The following is a 15854-nucleotide window of genomic DNA, read 5'->3' as shown; positions in this document are numbered from 1 at the left end:
CGGCGACATCGGTCTGACGATGTCGCCGCTAACCGCAGGCTTACTCACCAAAAAAACGTGAATTGACCGCACAACGATCAAGCCACGTTGCTGCGCCACGGCTGCATCGCTCGCGAAATTCCGATACATGCCGCCAATGCCAGCAGCCACTGCATCGCGGATGAATGCACGCTGGGAATCGACCGCAGCCACTCGTCGCCATATAGCGTGATCACGAAGGCAACGGCCAGTCCGAAGATCAGCAAAAACGTCAGCAGTAGGGCTTTTTCAAAACGCAGGTCGAGCAGTTTGCTGCGCTGAATTTCCGCTTCAGCCAAGCGCGCCAGCCGCGCGGCGAAATCCGCCGGCAAGGTTTGTGGCAACGGTTCGCGCAATACGCGTGCGAGCAAACGATAACGTTGCAAGCGCGCATTTTTATCACCGGACGCGATACCCGTGCGTTCTTCGTGCAGTGCAAGTTCCTGCAGTTGCCACTCATGTTCGCTGACGTTGTTGTTCGCTGGGTTTGGATCGCTGTTCATGGCGTGATTCCTGATTCGGATTCGAGCATTTCGCGCAATCGTACACGCGTGCGAAACAGATGACTCTTGATCGTGCCGCTGGCCAGTCCGGTGATTTGCGCGATCTCCGGAATCGATACTTCGTCGAGATGATAAAGCGTCAGCACAGTGCGCTGCAGCGGCGGCAGCGCTTCGATCGCGATGTGCAGGTTGGTCGCCGTTTCCGCATCGGCGCAGGCGGCTTCGAGATCGAATTCGTCGCCGATGTTTTCGAGCAGCGAGAGTTCTTCTTCATCGTCGGAAACAGCCAGCAGCGGAATACGCTGACGTTCGAGATGGCGCAACGCGATCGAATATGCGACGCGGCCGATCCATGATTTCAGCGCGCTTTCGTAACGGTACTGATGCAGGTTCTGATGTACGCGCAGGAAGGTTTCCTGGCATAAATCGCGCGCGTCTTCCGGGTGGCGCACCATGCGAAAAATGATGTGCCAGCACAATCCCTGATACTCGCGCACAAGGCGTTCGAACGCGCCCGCGGTTTTGCCCAGCACGGCATCGACGAGGAGGCGGTCGGGATTCATTGGCGGTTATCATTCATTGCGCATGAGATACGCCGAGTCACAGCTCGGTTGCAAGTTCGGTTGCAAGTAGCGCCGCTGCAACCGTTGTGGTGCGTCGCGTATCTATGCCCCTGTCCGGGTTATTGCCCCCGTCGCGGAGAGCATCATGAGTCACGAAGCTGTACAAATTATCGTCCCTGTCACCATGTTCCTGAGCATTGCTTACGTCTTCAAGGCCGTGATCGATGCGCGCATGCGATCTGTGTTGCTGCGCACCGGCGGCTCGGAAGAAATGCTGCGCTCGATCCTGCAGGGCGAGGAGTTGCGGCGACGCCAGGCATCGTTGCGCTGGAGCACGATCCTGATCTGCCTTGCGGCGGGTTTCGGTTTGATCCAGCTGTTCGACTGGCACGATATCACCCCGGGTGTCATCGCCGTGCTGGCTGCTGCGACCGGTATCGGCAACCTCGCGTTTTTCCTGATTGCACGACGGCTGGACTGATGTTTTTCGGCAGCGCGATTTTCCAGTCTCGCAAAAACTCGCGCGGTCATCATGTCTGGAAAAAAGACGGCGACGCCTGGAAGATGGCGCGCGTTTTAAGTTACAGCCACAAGCTCACCGATTGAGCGCAAGCCGCACTCATTCATTCGAATATTTCTCCGCGCTGGTATCGCGTGCCGCTTTCGGCAAGGCGCGCAAAAGTGCCACAATCGGCAACTGTGGCCAGACGGCTGCATCCGATACGAGTTCATCACCATAAGAACTCGCACTCATCCAGCAGCGGGGAAATACAACGTGACCACAAACGCTCAATCCAGCGCCGAACCGCGCAACGAACTTACCGCACGCAGCCTCATTCTGGGCGTCATCATCACCGTGGTATTCACTGCGGCCAACGTCTATTTCGGCCTCAAGGCTGGCCTTACATTCGCCACCTCGATTCCGGCCGCTGTGATCTCGATGGCGATCCTGCGCGGCTTCAAGGGCGTCACGCTGCAGGAAAACAATATCGTGCAGACCGTTGCTTCGGCGGCGGGCACGTTGTCCTCGATTATTTTTGTCTTGCCCGGGCTGATCATGATCGGCTGGTGGACCGGATTTCCGTACTGGGTTTCCTTCTGCATCTGTGCGCTCGGCGGCATTCTCGGCGTGATGTATTCGATTCCGCTACGACGTGCGCTGGTCACGAATTCCGACCTGCCGTATCCCGAAGGTGTGGCTTGCGCCGAAGTGCTCAAGGTCGGCGCAGGCGAGGGTGAAGACGCCGCCGCTGGCGTGGCCTCGAATCGCGCAGGATTGCTCGCGGTCATGTGGGGTTCGATCGTCTCCGCGGTGTTTGCAGTGGTCGTCGCGACACGTTTGTTCGCCAGCGATGTGGTGCAATATTTTCGCCTCGGTGGCAGTGCCAATGGTACTGGCGGTGGCGTGACCGGTTTCGATTTTTTTCTGTCGTTCGCGTTGTTCGGCGTTGGTCATCTGGTCGGATTGTGGGTCGGCGTGGCGATGCTGGTCGGCGCGATCATCGGCTGGGGCTGGGGCGTGCCGCATTTTTCGGCGCTAGTGACCGACACCGGCCCACTCGCGGATTTCGCACTCACAACGTGGAGCCACAAGGTGCGTTTTGTCGGTGCCGGAACGATTGCTGTCGCCGCCGTTTGGACGCTCCTGAAACTCGTGAAGCCGGTAATCAGCGGACTGAGTTCCGCAATGGCGGCATCGCGCGCACGCAATGCCGGCAATGCGGGTTTGTTGCCGCGTACCGAGCAGGATATTCCGATCGGCATGGTCGGCCTGATCACGTTGTTTTGTTTAGTGCCGATCGGCTGGCTGCTGGCCGATTTTGCATCGACGGCTGGCGGCGGGATGGCCGAACACATGTGGTTGCTGGTCAGCGGCGGACTGATCTACATCGTGCTCATGAGCTTCTTTGTGTCGGCGGTGTGCGGCTATATGGCCGGCCTGATCGGATCGTCGAACAGCCCGTTGTCGGGTATCGGTATTCTGGTCGTGATCGGCGCGGCGCTGCTGCTGGTGTTCGGCGTGCGTGCGGTGTTGCCGCCCGGCAGTGAAAACGCGCTCGTTGCGTTTGCGCTATTCGTTACCTCGATCGTGTTCGCGGCGGCGGCGATCGCCAACAACAATCTGCAGGATCTAAAAACCGGTCAGCTGGTCGACGCCACGCCGTCGAAACAGCAATGGGCGCTCGTGGTCGGTGTGATTGCCGGCGCGGCGATCATTCCGCCGATTCTCGATCTGCTCAACCACGCTTATGGTTTTGCCGGCGCGCCGGGCCCGCACCATGATCATCCGTTGCCCGCACCGCAGGCCGGCTTGATCTCGGCGCTCGCGCAAGGCGTGATCCAGAACAATATCGACTGGAGCCTGATCCAGATCGGCGCGGTAATCGGTGTCGTCATGATCGCGCTCGACGAAACGCTGCGCCGCACGACCGCCTCGGCGCATCTGTCGCCACTCGCCGTGGGGCTCGGAATTTATCTGCCGACGCAGAGCACTTTGATGGTCGTGGTTGGCGCGGTCGCCGGCTGGTGGTTCGACCGCCGCGCCGATCGCAGCGCGAAAAATCCCGAAGGCACCAAACAGCTCGGTGTGCTGTTAGCTTCCGGCATGATCGTCGGCGAAGGCTTGCTCGGTGTGGCAATCGCCGCCTTCGTTGCGTTTTCCGGCAAGGATTATCCGCTGCAGATCGTCAGCGATTCTTTCGCCGAAGGCCCGGCGCTATGGATCGGCGGCATCGCATTCGCGGCGGTGGTGTATGCGCTGTATCGCTGGGTTGGACGATTGGGTCACGCGCTGCCGAGCGCGTGATGCAAAACCAGTAGTTTCGATCAGCAACACCGATGCGTTTGCAGCAGTGTTGCTGATCAGAAAAGTACGGTTTCACGATCGCCACGTCGCGGCTGCAGGGCAGGTCTTGTGTGCCGTCGCCCTACTGCAACTCTAATCCGTCGCGGAAGATCACTTCGGGCGAATACAGCTCGGTAGTAGCGAGTGCGCCGCTACTGCCTTGGCCACCTGCAACCAAAACCCGACCGGATGGCAGCATCGTTGCCGTGTGGCCGCTGCGCGCCAGACTCATGCTGGCGGCGCCACTCCAGGCGTTGCTGCTCGGGTCATACAGCTCGGCACTGGAGATTGGAATGCCCGAATTCCCTTGGCCGCCACCCGCGACCAGCACCTGCCCGGAGGGCAGTAGTGTGGCGGTATGGTCATAGCGCGCAATAGCGAGGTTGCCGGTAATATCCCAAGTATCCGCGGCCGGATCATACCGCCCGGCGCTAACCAGAGTGGTACCGTTGTGGCCCGCCGCTACCAGCACCTTGCCGGAGTGCAGCAGCGTAGCGGTATGGTAATAGCGGCTATTGGTGAGACTGGCTGCGGCACTCCAGGTATTGCTGGCGGCCAGATAGCGCTCGGCACTGGCAAAAAAAGTACCACTATCGAAGCCTCCCGCGACCAGCACCTGGCCGGAGGGCAGTAGCGTAGCGGTATGGATGGCGCGAGCGGTAGCGAGATTGCCAGCGGCGCTCCAGGTGTTCGTGGCCGGATCATACTGCTCGGCGCTGGCCCGGGTGCCGCCGCTGCCGGTCCCACCAGCGACCAGCACCTTGCCGGATGGCATCAGTGTGGCAGTGTGGGCATAGCGGCTGATACTCATGCTGGCGGGAGTCGCCCAGGTATTGCTGGCCGGGTCATACAGTTCGGTGCTGTCGAGATAGCCCGAGTTGACGCCACCCGCGATCAGTACCTTGCCGGATGGCAGCAGCGTGGCGGTGTGGCTTGTGCGACCGGTTGCCAAATTGCCCGCTGCGCTCCATGTGCCGGAAACCGGGTCATACAGCTCGGCGTTCACGGGAAAGGTAGCGCCATTGGCTCCGCCCGCTATCAGCACCTTGCCCGAAGGCAACAGTATGGCCGTATGTCCTTGCCGAGCGGTAGTGAGGCTCCCCGTCGCGCTCCATGTGTTGGTGGCCGCCTGCGCGACGGAAACGGCGAGGATCAATCCGACGAGCGTTGTGCCAACTTGGCATACACGGTGAATGACACGCATGATGTTCATGACCTCTCCTGATTCGAACCACCTCGGGATTGAGGCCTGACGGCAACAGAATATTGCGCACGTGCCGGTGCTTGTTGAAGGCGCGGCGTGAGAGGCATTGTGCGCCAATAGATCGAGCGAGGCACTCACCGCGGATTCCGCGCACCGATGGTAAGCAGGGCTAACGCCAGCGGCGCCGAAATCGGCCAAGCCAGCATGGCTGCTGCCTCGCAGTTTACGGTGGGTGAATGCGAGCTTTTCCAAACTTATCGCGAATGCGCTGCGCCGCGCTTACAATTCATGCGCGTACGCATCCTCTGGGGAGAAACGTTTTGTTGATCGTGCCATTGCATCGCAGTCTGAGCCGCGCGAATTTTCCGCTGATGACGGTGTTGCTGATTCTGGCGAATTGTTTTGTGTTTCTGTTTTTACAATCTGGCGATGCACGGGTTTCGGCGCGTGCGCTGGAGTATTACGCGCAGGCGCATCTGGCTGATGTCGAGTTTCCGGCCTATCTCGAATGGTTGCGCGATCACGGCGATGACGCGAAAAAAATGCAACTGGCGCGATCGCTGCCCGCTGCCGCGCGCGTGCATCTGATCGAGTCGGACGAAGCATTTGTCACTGCGCTGGACGAAGATCGCGTCATCTTGCCGACGCGCAAGGATTATGCGGATTGGCATGACAAGCGTATCGAATTCGAGCGTATTCGCGATAGCGCTTTCACGACTCGGCATGTATTGCGTTATTCGAAGTTTGAACCTGGGCGCATCTTCTCGTCGATGTTCATGCACGGCGGTTTTGGCCATCTCATTGGCAACATGATTTTTCTCGCGATGCTCGGGTTGCTAGTGGAAGGCGCGCTCGGTGGCGGCTGGTTTCTGGCGTTGTATCTGGCCGGTGGCATCGGCGCAGCGTTCGCCAGCCTTGCCTGGCATTGGGGTGATCACGGCGCCTTGCTTGGTGCATCGGGCGCGATCGCGGCGCTGATGGGCGCGTATTGCGTGCTCTGGGGTCAACGCAAGGTGCGCGTGTTCTACTGGTTTTTTATCGTGTTCGATTATGTGCGTGTGCCGGCGCTGACGTTGCTGCCGATCTGGTTCGGCTGGCAACTGTTGAGCATGTGGTTGGAGCGCGGCGCAAACGTCGCGTTCGATGCGCATGCCGGTGGAATTCTGAGCGGCGCCGCACTGGCGTTTTTATTGCGCCGTTATGGTCGCGTGCGTGACGATTTCGTCGAGGAAGACGGGCGCGTCGAGCGACACGCAGATAACGTTATTGCGTTCGACCAGGCGCTGCAATTGCTGGGCCGGCTCGAACTCGGCAAGGCGCGCGAAATACTCGAACGCATCGATCGCGACGAACCCGGCCAGCTACGTGTGTTAATCGCCTTGTATCGTTGCGCGCGTTACGATAATTCGCCGGATCGACTCGATGGCGCAGCGACTCGCGTGCTTGGCTTTCAAACGAAAAGCGATGCTGATATCCGCGAACTCAAAATCGTTTGTGACGACTATTTGAAATTCCGCGCCGGTGCTTCGCGACTCGCTCCAGACACCCTGATGCGACTCGTAACACCGTGGTTGCGCATCGGTGAAGAAGCCGCTGCCGAAACATTGCTGCGAACGGTCGCCGCACAAACACCGACGCTGCCGACCTTACCCGCGGCATGGTTCGCGTTGGCGCTGCGTGCGCCCGAAGGTTCAGCGCAGCGCCGTGCACGACTGCAACATGTGGTGCAGCATCACGCGCAAAGTACGTTTGCGCCGAAGGCTGAATTTCTGTTGCAGCAAGGTTAATGCTCAGCTCATGGCGCTGAAGTTTTCACCGGTTGAGTTGCTACCTTGGCAGCCCCGGCGGCAGCCATGATGCGCTGGATCACCGCGAGCTGAGCATCGATCTCGGGCATGAGCGCATGCCCGGGATAAGTCGTTTTCAGGTACTGCAAAACCCCACAGGCTTTGGCATCCTCGCTCATGCGTTCGTGCAGCAGGTTCGCCACGAGCAGATAGTTGCGCGGGGTGTCGCTGCTCCTGGCAAAACGTTTGTGGAAACCCGAAAGCAGTCGTAGCGCTACCTGCGGCTGACCCAATTGCGCTGCCTTGTGTGCGAGTCGCGTAATCTGCTCCGCATCGCTCGGCGCAAAGGTGGGATCAAGCGTCTGGCAATCGCGCAAAAGATCGAGAGCAACACGATCCTTGTCTTGGGCCAGCAGGATGTTGAGATACTCCTGGCCGTGGCGCAGCGATTCGGTTTTGTCGTCGGTCAGGCGCAATAGTTTGCGATATTGCGTATGCACCGAGTCGGTGCCGCCGCGACTACGCAGATGCACGCGCAACATTTCCGTTGCAGCCTCAAGCTTGCCTTCGCGCACGAGTGCGCCGACCTGATCGAGCAGCTCCTGGTCCGGATCGGGTCTTGCCTTCAGGCGCGCAAGTTGCGGCGCGGCGGGTTCGAAGCCGACCGCATCGTGATATTGATAGATCATGTATCCCATGAGGTGGTACATCGCCACCACCGCATAGTTGGACACGAATGCCACGCCGACTGTTGCAACGAAGCGCGGCAGGAATTTCTGCACTATCGTGGCAGCGTAGGCCTCGCTCAGAAAAATCACCAAGCAGAGAAATACCAACGCCAGATATGACCAGCCGATCCGCGTGCAGATTGAAATCCATTTGGCCGGATTCAGTGCGCTGCCGAGGCTTTCATCCATCGCCAGGGTCATGGTCGCGCCAGGCAATGAAAATCCGATAAAAACGATCAGCGCGATCGACAGCACCGGATGCAGCAGCCTCACACCAAGCGCCGCGACGAAGATCAGGATCAACATCAGCCAGATCTGTTTCCAGCCGAGGCTGGCGCCGGCCGACATGCCGATTTCCGGTGGTTCCATATTGCCGTTGGCGGTAGCGCGCAGGCACTCGAACGCATATTTGTAGATCGCCACCGTTACCAGCAAGGCAAGTATCAACGGCAGCAGTATTCCAGGGAGAAAAACTACGAGCTGACAAATCGAGAGAATGACAATCGTGATCATCGATCCCATATGCGCCGGATACAGCGTGATTTCGCGCAGGCGATTCCAGAACGGAATGATGGCGAGCGGCGGCGGGGTAGGTTGTGCTGACATATGCCTGTGTCGGTTAAAGAATGAGATGGATTTGCTGTTGATCACGACTAGCGTGGATGGTTGGAGCGGATCAGTTTCGTCGCAGCAACCACCATCCGAGCGCCAGCAAAAAAAGCACGCTGCCGGAAATTTTCAGGAATAAATCGCTGCGGGTTTTTTGTCCGGGGAAACGCAACTCATCGGGCGTGCCATACACCCAACGCATGCGAATTGCCTGCGTCTGCATATGCGTAGCCTCGCCCGTCGTTAAGGATCCCCATACCTGTGTGCCGGCATTGAGCGGAAAGGCGTAAATGCCTCGCGTCAGCCAAAGATGTTGCGCCACGCCGTCCACGCGCAAGGCATCTTCGCCCATGAATTCAGTGCGAATTGTCATCACCGATTTGTTCAGTGGAATCTTGCACGCGGGACTGCATTCGAGATTGATGTCAACGCTGCTCTCGCCGCGTTCATCGGTCGCTCGGGTCGCGGCGTAATCGATGATCAGTGTTGGCGCTCCCTGGTTGGCGGCGACAAAAAATTCGTCGATGTAGAGAGGCCGATTCAATTGTTTGCCGGTGGCGGTGTGATCTTGAATTATCGTGAGTGGCTGATCCGGATTTTTGCTGCTCAACGGCACGGGCAAGCTGTCAGCGGCAAATGCCGTGCTGGTCATCAGCACCAATAACGCGGCGAAGCAGTACGAATTCGCGCGATTGTGAGTAGTCCGATCAAGGCAAGTCACTGCACGACCTTCCAGCCATCAGGGCCGTCGAACAGCAGCACGCTCTGGTCGACATCCTTCGCTGCTTCATCCAATGGCGGCGTGGTTATCGACAGGGTGACTTCGCAGCGCCACATCCGATCGCTTCCCGCGGTGGCGCACGAGCGTTTGGTTACATCGTGAAGCACAACGGTAAACTTCAAACGCGTAAACGAACCGGCGTTGCCGGTATCCAGCACCAAGCCGCCAGCGCCGTTCTCGCGATCAATTTGCGTATTCAGCGCGCTGCGCAAGTCGCGCGAGCTCGGTTCACCGCCACGGATATGACACGCCGGCAACAGCCCCAGCAATACGCAAGCGATGACGCCTGCGACGACTCGACCAACCATCCTGATAGTTCCCCATTGTCCCCGGGGCAAAAGCCTATCACGAAGGCGTTGCTTTGAAACTGTTTCAAGCGCTGGCGATGGTTTGATCAACCACTTTCTGTGCCTCTTGCAGAATCTGCACGAGATGTTCGTCGCTGCGGAAACTCTCGCCGTAGATCTTGTAGATGTTTTCCGTGCCGGATGGTCGCGCCGCAAACCAGCCAGCTTCGGAAATCACCTTGATGCCGCCGATGCCGATATCGTTGCCGGGCGCACGGTTCAGCACCTGCATGACCTTGGTGCCAGCGAGCTCGGTAATTTGCAGATGTTCTGGAGAAAGTTTTCCGAGCATTTGTTTCTGCGCTGGTGTGGCGGCGGCATCGACACGATTGGCAAATGTCGGTCCCAGTGAGTTTTCCAATGCGCGATAATTTTCGCCGGGATCGCGTCCCGTGCGCGCGAGGATTTCGGCCGACAGCAGCGCCGAGACGATGCCGTCCTTGTCGGTGCTCCATACGCCGCCATCGCGACGCAAGAACGACGCCCCCGCGCTTTCTTCGCCGCCGAAACCGAGCGAACCATCAAGCAATCCGCCAACGAACCATTTGAAGCCGACCGGCACTTCGTAAACATTGCGCCCGAGTTTTTTCGCAACGCGATCAATCATCGTGCTACTGACGATGGTCTTGCCGATCGCCGCGGTCTGGTTCCATTGCGTACGTTGCGAATACAGATAGTCGATCATCACCGCGAGATAGTGATTCGGCGGTAGTAGTCCGGCGCTGTTGCTGACGATGCCGTGGCGATCGTGGTCGGTATCGCAAGCAAAGGCAATGTCGAACTTGCCACGCATGTCGAGCAATCGCTGCATCGCATATTTTGATGACGGATCCATGCGGATCTTGCCGTCCCAGTCCACGCTCATGAAACGAAATGTCGCGTCGACGACATCGCTGACCACGCTCAGATCAAGTCGATAATGTTCGGCGATGCGCGGCCAATAATGCACGCCCGCGCCGCCGAGCGGATCGACGCCCATGCGAATCTTCGCGCCGCGAATGGCATCCATGTCGATGATATTGTCAAGGTCGCTGACATACGCATGCAGGAAGTCGTGTTCATGCGTGGTCGCAGCGCGGCGCGCGGTTTCTGCGGGCATGCGCCGCACACCATCGAGCGCTTTTTCGATCAGCTGGTTGGCGTAATCCTGAATCCAGCCGGTGACATCGGTATCGGCCGGGCCACCGTTCGGCGTGTTGTATTTGAAGCCGCCATCGCTTGGCGGATTGTGCGATGGCGTGACTACGATGCCATCGGCAAAACCGCCTTGCCGGCCCCGGTTGTAAGTGAGGATCGCGTGCGAGATCACCGGGGTCGGCGTGAACTCGTGGCCCGCCGCGATCATCGTTTCCACGCCGTTCGCGGCGAGCACTTCAAGCGCGGTGTTCAACGCCGGTTGCGACAGCGCATGGGTGTCGATGCCGATGAACAATGGGCCATCGATATTCTTCTGCCGGCGATACGCGCAGATCGCCTGCGTGATCGCAAGAATATGCCACTCGTTGAAGCTGCGCTCGAACGAACTGCCGCGATGTCCCGAGGTGCCGAACGCGACTCTTTGCGTCGCCACGCTTGGATCCGGCTGCAGCTCAAAATACGCCGTGAGTAGTTTGTCGATATCGACCAGCAGGCTGTCGGGTGCCGGTTTGCCAGCGAGCGGACTGATGTTCATGCGTCGTGTTTTTTCCTGAGCGAGCGATAACGTTTGATCAAGGTATTGGTCGAGCTGTCGTGTCCGAGCGCGGGTTCCGTCGGGCTTTCGAGTTCGGGTATCACTCTTTGCGCGAGCGCCTTGCCGAGCTCGACGCCCCATTGATCGAATGCATCGATATTCCAGATCGCGCTCTGCGTGAAAACGCTGTGCTCGTAGAGCGCGACCAGTGCACCGAGCGTGTGCGGCGTGAGGCGTTCGGCGAGAATCGTATTGCTCGGACGATTGCCCTCGAATGTGCGATGTGGCACCAGCCAGTCCGGTGTGCCCTCGGCTTTAACCTCGGCATCAGTCTTGCCGAAGGCGAGCGCCTCGCTTTGCGCGAACAGGTTCGACATCAGCAGATCGTGATGCTCGCCGAGCGGATTCAGCGTTTGCGCGAAGCCGATGAAATCGCACGGGATCAAACGTGTGCCTTGATGGATCAGTTGATAAAACGAGTGCTGGCCGTTTGTGCCGGGCTCGCCCCAGAAAATCGGGCTGGTTGGATAGTCGACCGTCGTACCATCCAGCGTGACGTGTTTGCCGTTGCTCTCCATCACGAGCTGCTGCAAATAGGCGGGAAAGCGTTTGAGGTATTGTTCGTACGGCAACACGGCAACAGTTTGCGCGTCGAAAAAATTGCTGTACCAGAGTGTGAGCAAGCCCATCAGCACGGGCAAATTCTGCGCGAACGGCGCCGAGCGGAAATGCTCGTCCATGGCATGAAATCCGTCCAGCATCGCGCGGAAATTTTCCGTGCCGATCGCGAACATGGTCGAAAGGCCAACCGCGGAATCCATCGAATAACGTCCGCCGACCCAATCCCAGAATCCAAACATGTTGGCCGTGTCGATACCGAATTTCGCAACTTCGTCGGCGTTGGTCGATACCGCGACAAAATGTTTCGCCACGGCTTTTTCGTCGCCAAGTTTATCCAGCGCCCAGGCGCGTGCGGTGCGCGCGTTGGTCAGCGTTTCGAGCGTGGTGAAGGTTTTCGAGCAGACGATGAACAAGGTTTCGGCTGGATCGAGATCATGCGTGGCCTCGAAAAAATCAGTGCCGTCGACGTTCGATACAAATCGACATTGCAAGTCACGCTGGCTGTAATGGCGTAGTGCTTCATAAGCCATCACCGGCCCGAGGTCGGAGCCGCCGATACCGATATTTATAACGGTGCGAATGCGTTTGCCGGTGTGTCCACGCCACTCGCCGCTGCGCACGCGCTCGGCAAAAACCGACATGCGATCGAGTACCGCATGCACCTCGGGTACGACATCAACGCCATCGAGTTCGATGCGAGTATCACGCGGTGCGCGCAAAGCGATATGCAACACCGCGCGTTTTTCGGTGACATTGATTTTGGCGCCGTCGAACATCGCCTGCATGCGATCGCGCAGGCCACAATCCTCGGCTAACGCGAGCAGCAAGCGCACGGTTTCAGCGTCGATGCGGTTCTTCGAATAGTCGAGATACAAGCCGACCGCTTCCGCGACAAAACGCTCGCCGCGTTTTGTATCGCCGGCGAACAGCTCGCGCAGGTGCCGATCCTTGATGATCTCGTGGTGCGCCGCGAGCGCCTTCCAGCTATCGCGCTGGGTGAGTGATGGTGCGGTTTTGCCGATAGTCGAAACGCTCATTGTCAAAGTTGCTCCGCCTGTGTTCCAGTGCTCTTGCTCTGGCCTTTCTCGACAATGCATTGCATCAGCGCATGCCACGACTTATTGAACGATTCGGCGCCTTCAAGCTGCAGTTGCGCAGCGAGTGCTTGATCGTCGATGCCAGCAGCGCGAAATGCGGCCAGTACTTTTTCGGCATCGCCGCCATCGGCCGGCAATGTGCTGGAAACCTTGCCGTGGTCGGCAAACGCGAGCAGGGTTTTTTCCGGAATCGTATTGATAGTATCGGCAGCAGCGAGCGCCTGGACATACAAGGTATCGGGCGCGTTCGGATCCTTGGTGCCAGTGCTTGCCCACAACAGCCGCTGCGGTCGCGCGCCGGCCGCAGCGAGCTTGCTCCAGCGCGGCGAGTCGTAAAGTTCGCAATAGGCTTTGTAGGTGCGTTGCGCCACCGCAATACCGAGTCGATTGCGCAGTTCGGCGGGGACCTTGTCACCGATGGCGTGATCCCAGCGGCTGACAAACAGCGACGCGACCGAGTTGATATGCGGATCAAGCCCGGCATTGATGCGCCGCTCGATGCCACGCAGATAGGCTTCCGCTGCGGCGAGGTACTGCTCGCACGAGAACAGCAGCGTGACGTTGACCGGCACCCCGGCAAAGATGGTTTCCTCGATCGCCGGCACGCCCGCAGCCGTGCCCGGAATCTTGATCAGCAGGTTCGGACAATTCGCCTGCGCATGCAGTTTTTCCGCGGCGTGGATCGTGCCGTCGGCATCGTCGGCAAGCAGCGGCGAGACTTCCAGCGAGACGACACCATCAACGCCGCCGGTCGCATCGTAATCGGGGCGAAATAATTCCGCCGCCTTGGTCAGATCGTCGATCGCCAGCTCGAAGAAAATATCCTCAGTGGATTTTCCGGCAGCGGTTTTTTTTCGGATATCGTCATCGTAAAACGCCGTGGTACGAATGGCCTGATCGAAGATTGTCGGATTCGAGGTGAGCCCGGTGACCACGAGTTCGTTGATGTAGCGTGCGAGCGTGCCGTCGGTGAGCAGGCCGCGGGTGATGTTGTCCAGCCACAGGCTTTGGCCGAGATTGTGCAGTTCTTGCGTCGCTTTCATGCTGTCCTCGCTGATGGGCGGAGCGCGTCGCGGTAGCAGCGCCGACACGCGGAAATCCGGGTTGATTCAATCGTACCTGCTGACTGTAACCTATCAACATGGCATGAGAAATCGTCCTTTCATGCAGACAATATGCCACGCACGAATCGATCGGCATGATAGAACAGGAGATTGTTCATTCGATGCATGCATAGCGGTTGGCGGCCGCGATCGCGGGCGGGTATAGCATCGAGTGGACGCTAAGGGACGCGAGGTTTTCGCTTGAAAATTCGGTGGGAACCAGCCCTGCCAGAGACAAGCTCGTCTCTGAGCGGTTTAGACGGCTGGATCGGTTTCGCCGGAAATCTGCAAGCGGCTTATCCATTGATCTTCGACCCAACGTTGCACCAAGGTTGCAGCGCGCATCGCAACAGTATCGACATCGTGCCATTCGCACAGTAGCTCGCAGACTTCGGCAAAGCTCGATCCGTGTTCGACCGCGCTCAATACCGCGGCTTCGTCGTGTTCGAGCAGGCGGTGGCGGACATTGCGATCCTTGCGCCAGCCGATCCATTGCTGTGGCGCATCGAATTTTTCCAGCTCCGGCGGTCTTTCTTCGCGGTCGACGGCGCGACGAATTTCGTTGACGTTCCACTGCAAGGTCAAACGCTGCAAAGAACCGTGCAGTCGAAATTGCATGCCCGGCCAATTCTCGCCGGCGACCGAGGCCATTTGTTCGGCATCGACGAGTGGATCGTCCGCAGTGTCGAATGCCAAGGTCAGGCACCATTCGATGCCGGCCATTTCGCTAAGTCCCGACTGTTGCGACCATGCCGAGTTTTTTACGAATTCGGGGAACTGATCGCCATACCAACGCACGTTGTAATGCGCTGATGGCGTGGCTTCGATATAGGCGAGGCAGACCTGTTCAAAATTTTCATCACCCGCCAGCAAACGCAAACCGGGCAGATCGTTGCCGAGCACTTCGAGCAAACGCAGGCGATACGCCTGCGAATAAACATCGAGACGTTTTTCGGCGTTCGCCGCCGCGCTACCGATAACCTGCACAGCCATTGGCGCGATATCGCCGTCGAGTACATAACGACTGAAATCACGTTGCAGGCCGAGCAGGGTATTGTTCATGCGGCGGCTTTGAGAATGGGTTCGGCGATTTCGCGCGCGTGCTGCAATTCGGCGAGCAACTCGGTCAATGGCGGAATCTTGTCGTCGCGCTCGATCATCGTGGATACCGGGCCGAATCGGCGCACGGCATGCCGGTACAAATCCCATACGCCATCGATCACCGGCGCATCGTGGGTATCGATGATCAGCGCGCCCTGGTTGTCATGGCCCGCCAGATGAAATTGCTGCACACGATCCGCCGTTATGCCTGCGAGATATTCGAGCGGATCAAAACCGTGATTGTGGCTGCTGACATAGATATTGTTGATATCGAGCAGGATCAGGCAATCGGCGCGTTCGGCGATGGCATTGAGAAATTCCCACTCGTGCATTTGCGCGCTGGCAAATGACACGTAGCTCGATACGTTTTCGAGCAGAATGCGGCGACCGAGAAAATCCTGCACCTCGCGCACGCGCTCGACAACCTGGCTGATAGCCTCTTCGGTGTATGGCAACGGCATGAGGTCGTGCAGATTTTTGCCATCGACGCCGGTCCAGCACAGATGATCGGAAATCCACGCGGGCTGAACCATGTCCGCGAGTTGTTTAAGACGTTTGAGATAGTCGCGATTGAGCGGATCGCCACTACCAATGGATAACGAAACACCGTGCATCACCAGCGGATAACGTTCGCGAAAACGTTCGAGAAAATGCAGCGGACGCCCGCCCGGAATCATATAGTTTTCCGACAGGATTTCGAGCCAGTCGACCTTGCGCTCGCCCTCCAGCAAATCCTGATAATGATCGACGCGTAGCCCCAAGCCAAAGCCCAGTGGCGGATAACGATACGAGGCAGTGAGTGAAGTAGTCAACGCAGTATTCCAAAAAGGAACGGCCCGATCAGCGTAACCGATCGGGCCGTGCATCAGATCGAT

14 protein-coding genes are annotated in these 15854 nt (G+C 58.5%); 3 read left to right on the top strand and 11 right to left on the bottom strand.

Annotation, left to right across the window (positions count from 1 at the left end):
• Nucleotides 1-77: 77 nt before the first annotated feature.
• A complete protein-coding gene (locus ELE36_RS13490) occupies nt 78-521 on the bottom strand; it encodes a hypothetical protein (protein WP_129834140.1) in 444 nt (147 codons plus the stop codon).
• Entirely contained in the window at nt 518-1084 is a 567-nt protein-coding gene (locus ELE36_RS13485) for an RNA polymerase sigma factor (protein ID WP_129834138.1), read from the bottom strand. Before ELE36_RS13485 ends, ELE36_RS13490 begins: the two co-directional genes overlap by 4 nt.
• Nucleotides 1085-1229: 145 nt before the next feature.
• Here ELE36_RS13485 and ELE36_RS13480 point away from each other — a divergent pair, with 145 nt between their 5' ends.
• Together ELE36_RS13480 and ELE36_RS13475 are read left to right on the top strand one after the other, a co-directional pair.
• Nucleotides 1230-1565, top strand: a complete 336-nt coding sequence (locus ELE36_RS13480) for a hypothetical protein (RefSeq protein WP_129834136.1) — start codon at nt 1230-1232, stop codon at nt 1563-1565.
• Between the two features lie 294 nt (nt 1566-1859).
• Nucleotides 1860-3890, top strand: coding sequence for an OPT family oligopeptide transporter (locus tag ELE36_RS13475; protein ID WP_129834134.1), 2031 nt, complete (start codon nt 1860-1862; stop codon nt 3888-3890).
• A 121-nt stretch (nt 3891-4011) separates the two neighbouring features.
• Here ELE36_RS13475 and ELE36_RS13470 read toward each other — a convergent pair whose 3' ends face one another.
• A complete protein-coding gene (locus ELE36_RS13470) occupies nt 4012-5142 on the bottom strand; it encodes a Kelch repeat-containing protein (protein WP_129834132.1) in 1131 nt (376 codons plus the stop codon).
• A gap of 320 nt (nt 5143-5462) precedes the next feature.
• On the opposite strand from ELE36_RS13470, the gene ELE36_RS13465 reads away from it, so the two are divergent.
• Nucleotides 5463-6920 (top strand): rhomboid family intramembrane serine protease, encoded by a 1458-nt coding sequence (locus tag ELE36_RS13465; protein ID WP_242512439.1) that lies wholly within the window; start codon nt 5463-5465, stop codon nt 6918-6920.
• An 8-nt stretch (nt 6921-6928) separates the two neighbouring features.
• Here ELE36_RS13465 and ELE36_RS13460 read toward each other — a convergent pair whose 3' ends face one another.
• The 8 genes from ELE36_RS13460 to bufB all read right to left on the bottom strand — a co-directional run bounded on the left by ELE36_RS13460 (nt 6929) and on the right by bufB (nt 15791).
• Nucleotides 6929-8254 carry a DUF4013 domain-containing protein gene (locus ELE36_RS13460; protein WP_129834128.1) on the bottom strand — a complete coding sequence of 442 codons (1326 nt, stop codon included), beginning with the start codon at nt 8252-8254 and terminating at the stop codon, nt 6929-6931.
• A gap of 70 nt (nt 8255-8324) precedes the next feature.
• Entirely contained in the window at nt 8325-8909 is a 585-nt protein-coding gene (locus ELE36_RS13455; protein WP_129834126.1) for a hypothetical protein, read from the bottom strand.
• Nucleotides 8910-8974: 65 nt separating this feature from the next.
• Nucleotides 8975-9346 (bottom strand): hypothetical protein, encoded by a 372-nt coding sequence (locus tag ELE36_RS13450; RefSeq protein WP_129834124.1) that lies wholly within the window; start codon nt 9344-9346, stop codon nt 8975-8977.
• Nucleotides 9347-9410: 64 nt separating this feature from the next.
• Entirely contained in the window at nt 9411-11057 is a 1647-nt protein-coding gene (gene pgm, locus ELE36_RS13445) for a phosphoglucomutase (alpha-D-glucose-1,6-bisphosphate-dependent) (RefSeq protein ID WP_129834122.1), read from the bottom strand.
• Entirely contained in the window at nt 11054-12715 is a 1662-nt protein-coding gene (pgi, locus tag ELE36_RS13440) for a glucose-6-phosphate isomerase (RefSeq protein ID WP_129834120.1), read from the bottom strand. Before pgi ends, pgm begins: the two co-directional genes overlap by 4 nt.
• A 2-nt stretch (nt 12716-12717) precedes the next feature.
• Nucleotides 12718-13818 carry a transaldolase gene (gene tal, locus ELE36_RS13435; protein ID WP_129834118.1) on the bottom strand — a complete coding sequence of 367 codons (1101 nt, stop codon included), beginning with the start codon at nt 13816-13818 and terminating at the stop codon, nt 12718-12720.
• Nucleotides 13819-14133: 315 nt separating this feature from the next.
• Nucleotides 14134-14940, bottom strand: coding sequence for an HvfC/BufC N-terminal domain-containing protein (locus ELE36_RS13430; RefSeq protein ID WP_129834116.1), 807 nt, complete (start codon nt 14938-14940; stop codon nt 14134-14136).
• Nucleotides 14937-15791: an MNIO family bufferin maturase gene (gene bufB / locus ELE36_RS13425; RefSeq protein ID WP_207215780.1), complete on the bottom strand. Its 855-nt coding sequence runs from the start codon at nt 15789-15791 to the stop codon at nt 14937-14939. Before bufB ends, ELE36_RS13430 begins: the two co-directional genes overlap by 4 nt.
• Between the last annotated feature and the right edge of the window lie 63 nt (nt 15792-15854).

The sequence above is a fragment of the Pseudolysobacter antarcticus genome (genome assembly GCF_004168365.1).
GTDB classification, from domain to species: domain Bacteria; phylum Pseudomonadota; class Gammaproteobacteria; order Xanthomonadales; family Rhodanobacteraceae; genus Pseudolysobacter; species Pseudolysobacter antarcticus.
Note: the sequence above shows the minus strand (reverse complement) of the source record. Positions and strands in the feature narration are given on the sequence as shown.

Excerpts from the sequence above, each read along its gene's own strand:
- ELE36_RS13480 (WP_129834136.1), top strand. The coding sequence starts at position 1,230 with ATGAGTCACGAAGCTGTACAAATTATCGTCCCTGTCACCATGTTCCTG.
- ELE36_RS13455 (WP_129834126.1), bottom strand. The coding sequence starts at position 8,909 with ATGACCAGCACGGCATTTGCCGCTGACAGCTTGCCCGTGCCGTTGAGC.
- ELE36_RS13430 (WP_129834116.1), bottom strand. The coding sequence starts at position 14,940 with ATGAACAATACCCTGCTCGGCCTGCAACGTGATTTCAGTCGTTATGTA.
- pgm (WP_129834122.1), bottom strand. The coding sequence starts at position 11,057 with ATGAACATCAGTCCGCTCGCTGGCAAACCGGCACCCGACAGCCTGCTG.
- ELE36_RS13490 (WP_129834140.1), bottom strand. The coding sequence starts at position 521 with ATGAACAGCGATCCAAACCCAGCGAACAACAACGTCAGCGAACATGAG.
- ELE36_RS13470 (WP_129834132.1), bottom strand. The coding sequence starts at position 5,142 with ATGAACATCATGCGTGTCATTCACCGTGTATGCCAAGTTGGCACAACG.
- pgi (WP_129834120.1), bottom strand. The coding sequence starts at position 12,715 with ATGAGCGTTTCGACTATCGGCAAAACCGCACCATCACTCACCCAGCGC.
- tal (WP_129834118.1), bottom strand. The coding sequence starts at position 13,818 with ATGAAAGCGACGCAAGAACTGCACAATCTCGGCCAAAGCCTGTGGCTG.
- ELE36_RS13460 (WP_129834128.1), bottom strand. The coding sequence starts at position 8,254 with ATGTCAGCACAACCTACCCCGCCGCCGCTCGCCATCATTCCGTTCTGG.
- ELE36_RS13450 (WP_129834124.1), bottom strand. The coding sequence starts at position 9,346 with ATGGTTGGTCGAGTCGTCGCAGGCGTCATCGCTTGCGTATTGCTGGGG.
- ELE36_RS13485 (WP_129834138.1), bottom strand. The coding sequence starts at position 1,084 with ATGAATCCCGACCGCCTCCTCGTCGATGCCGTGCTGGGCAAAACCGCG.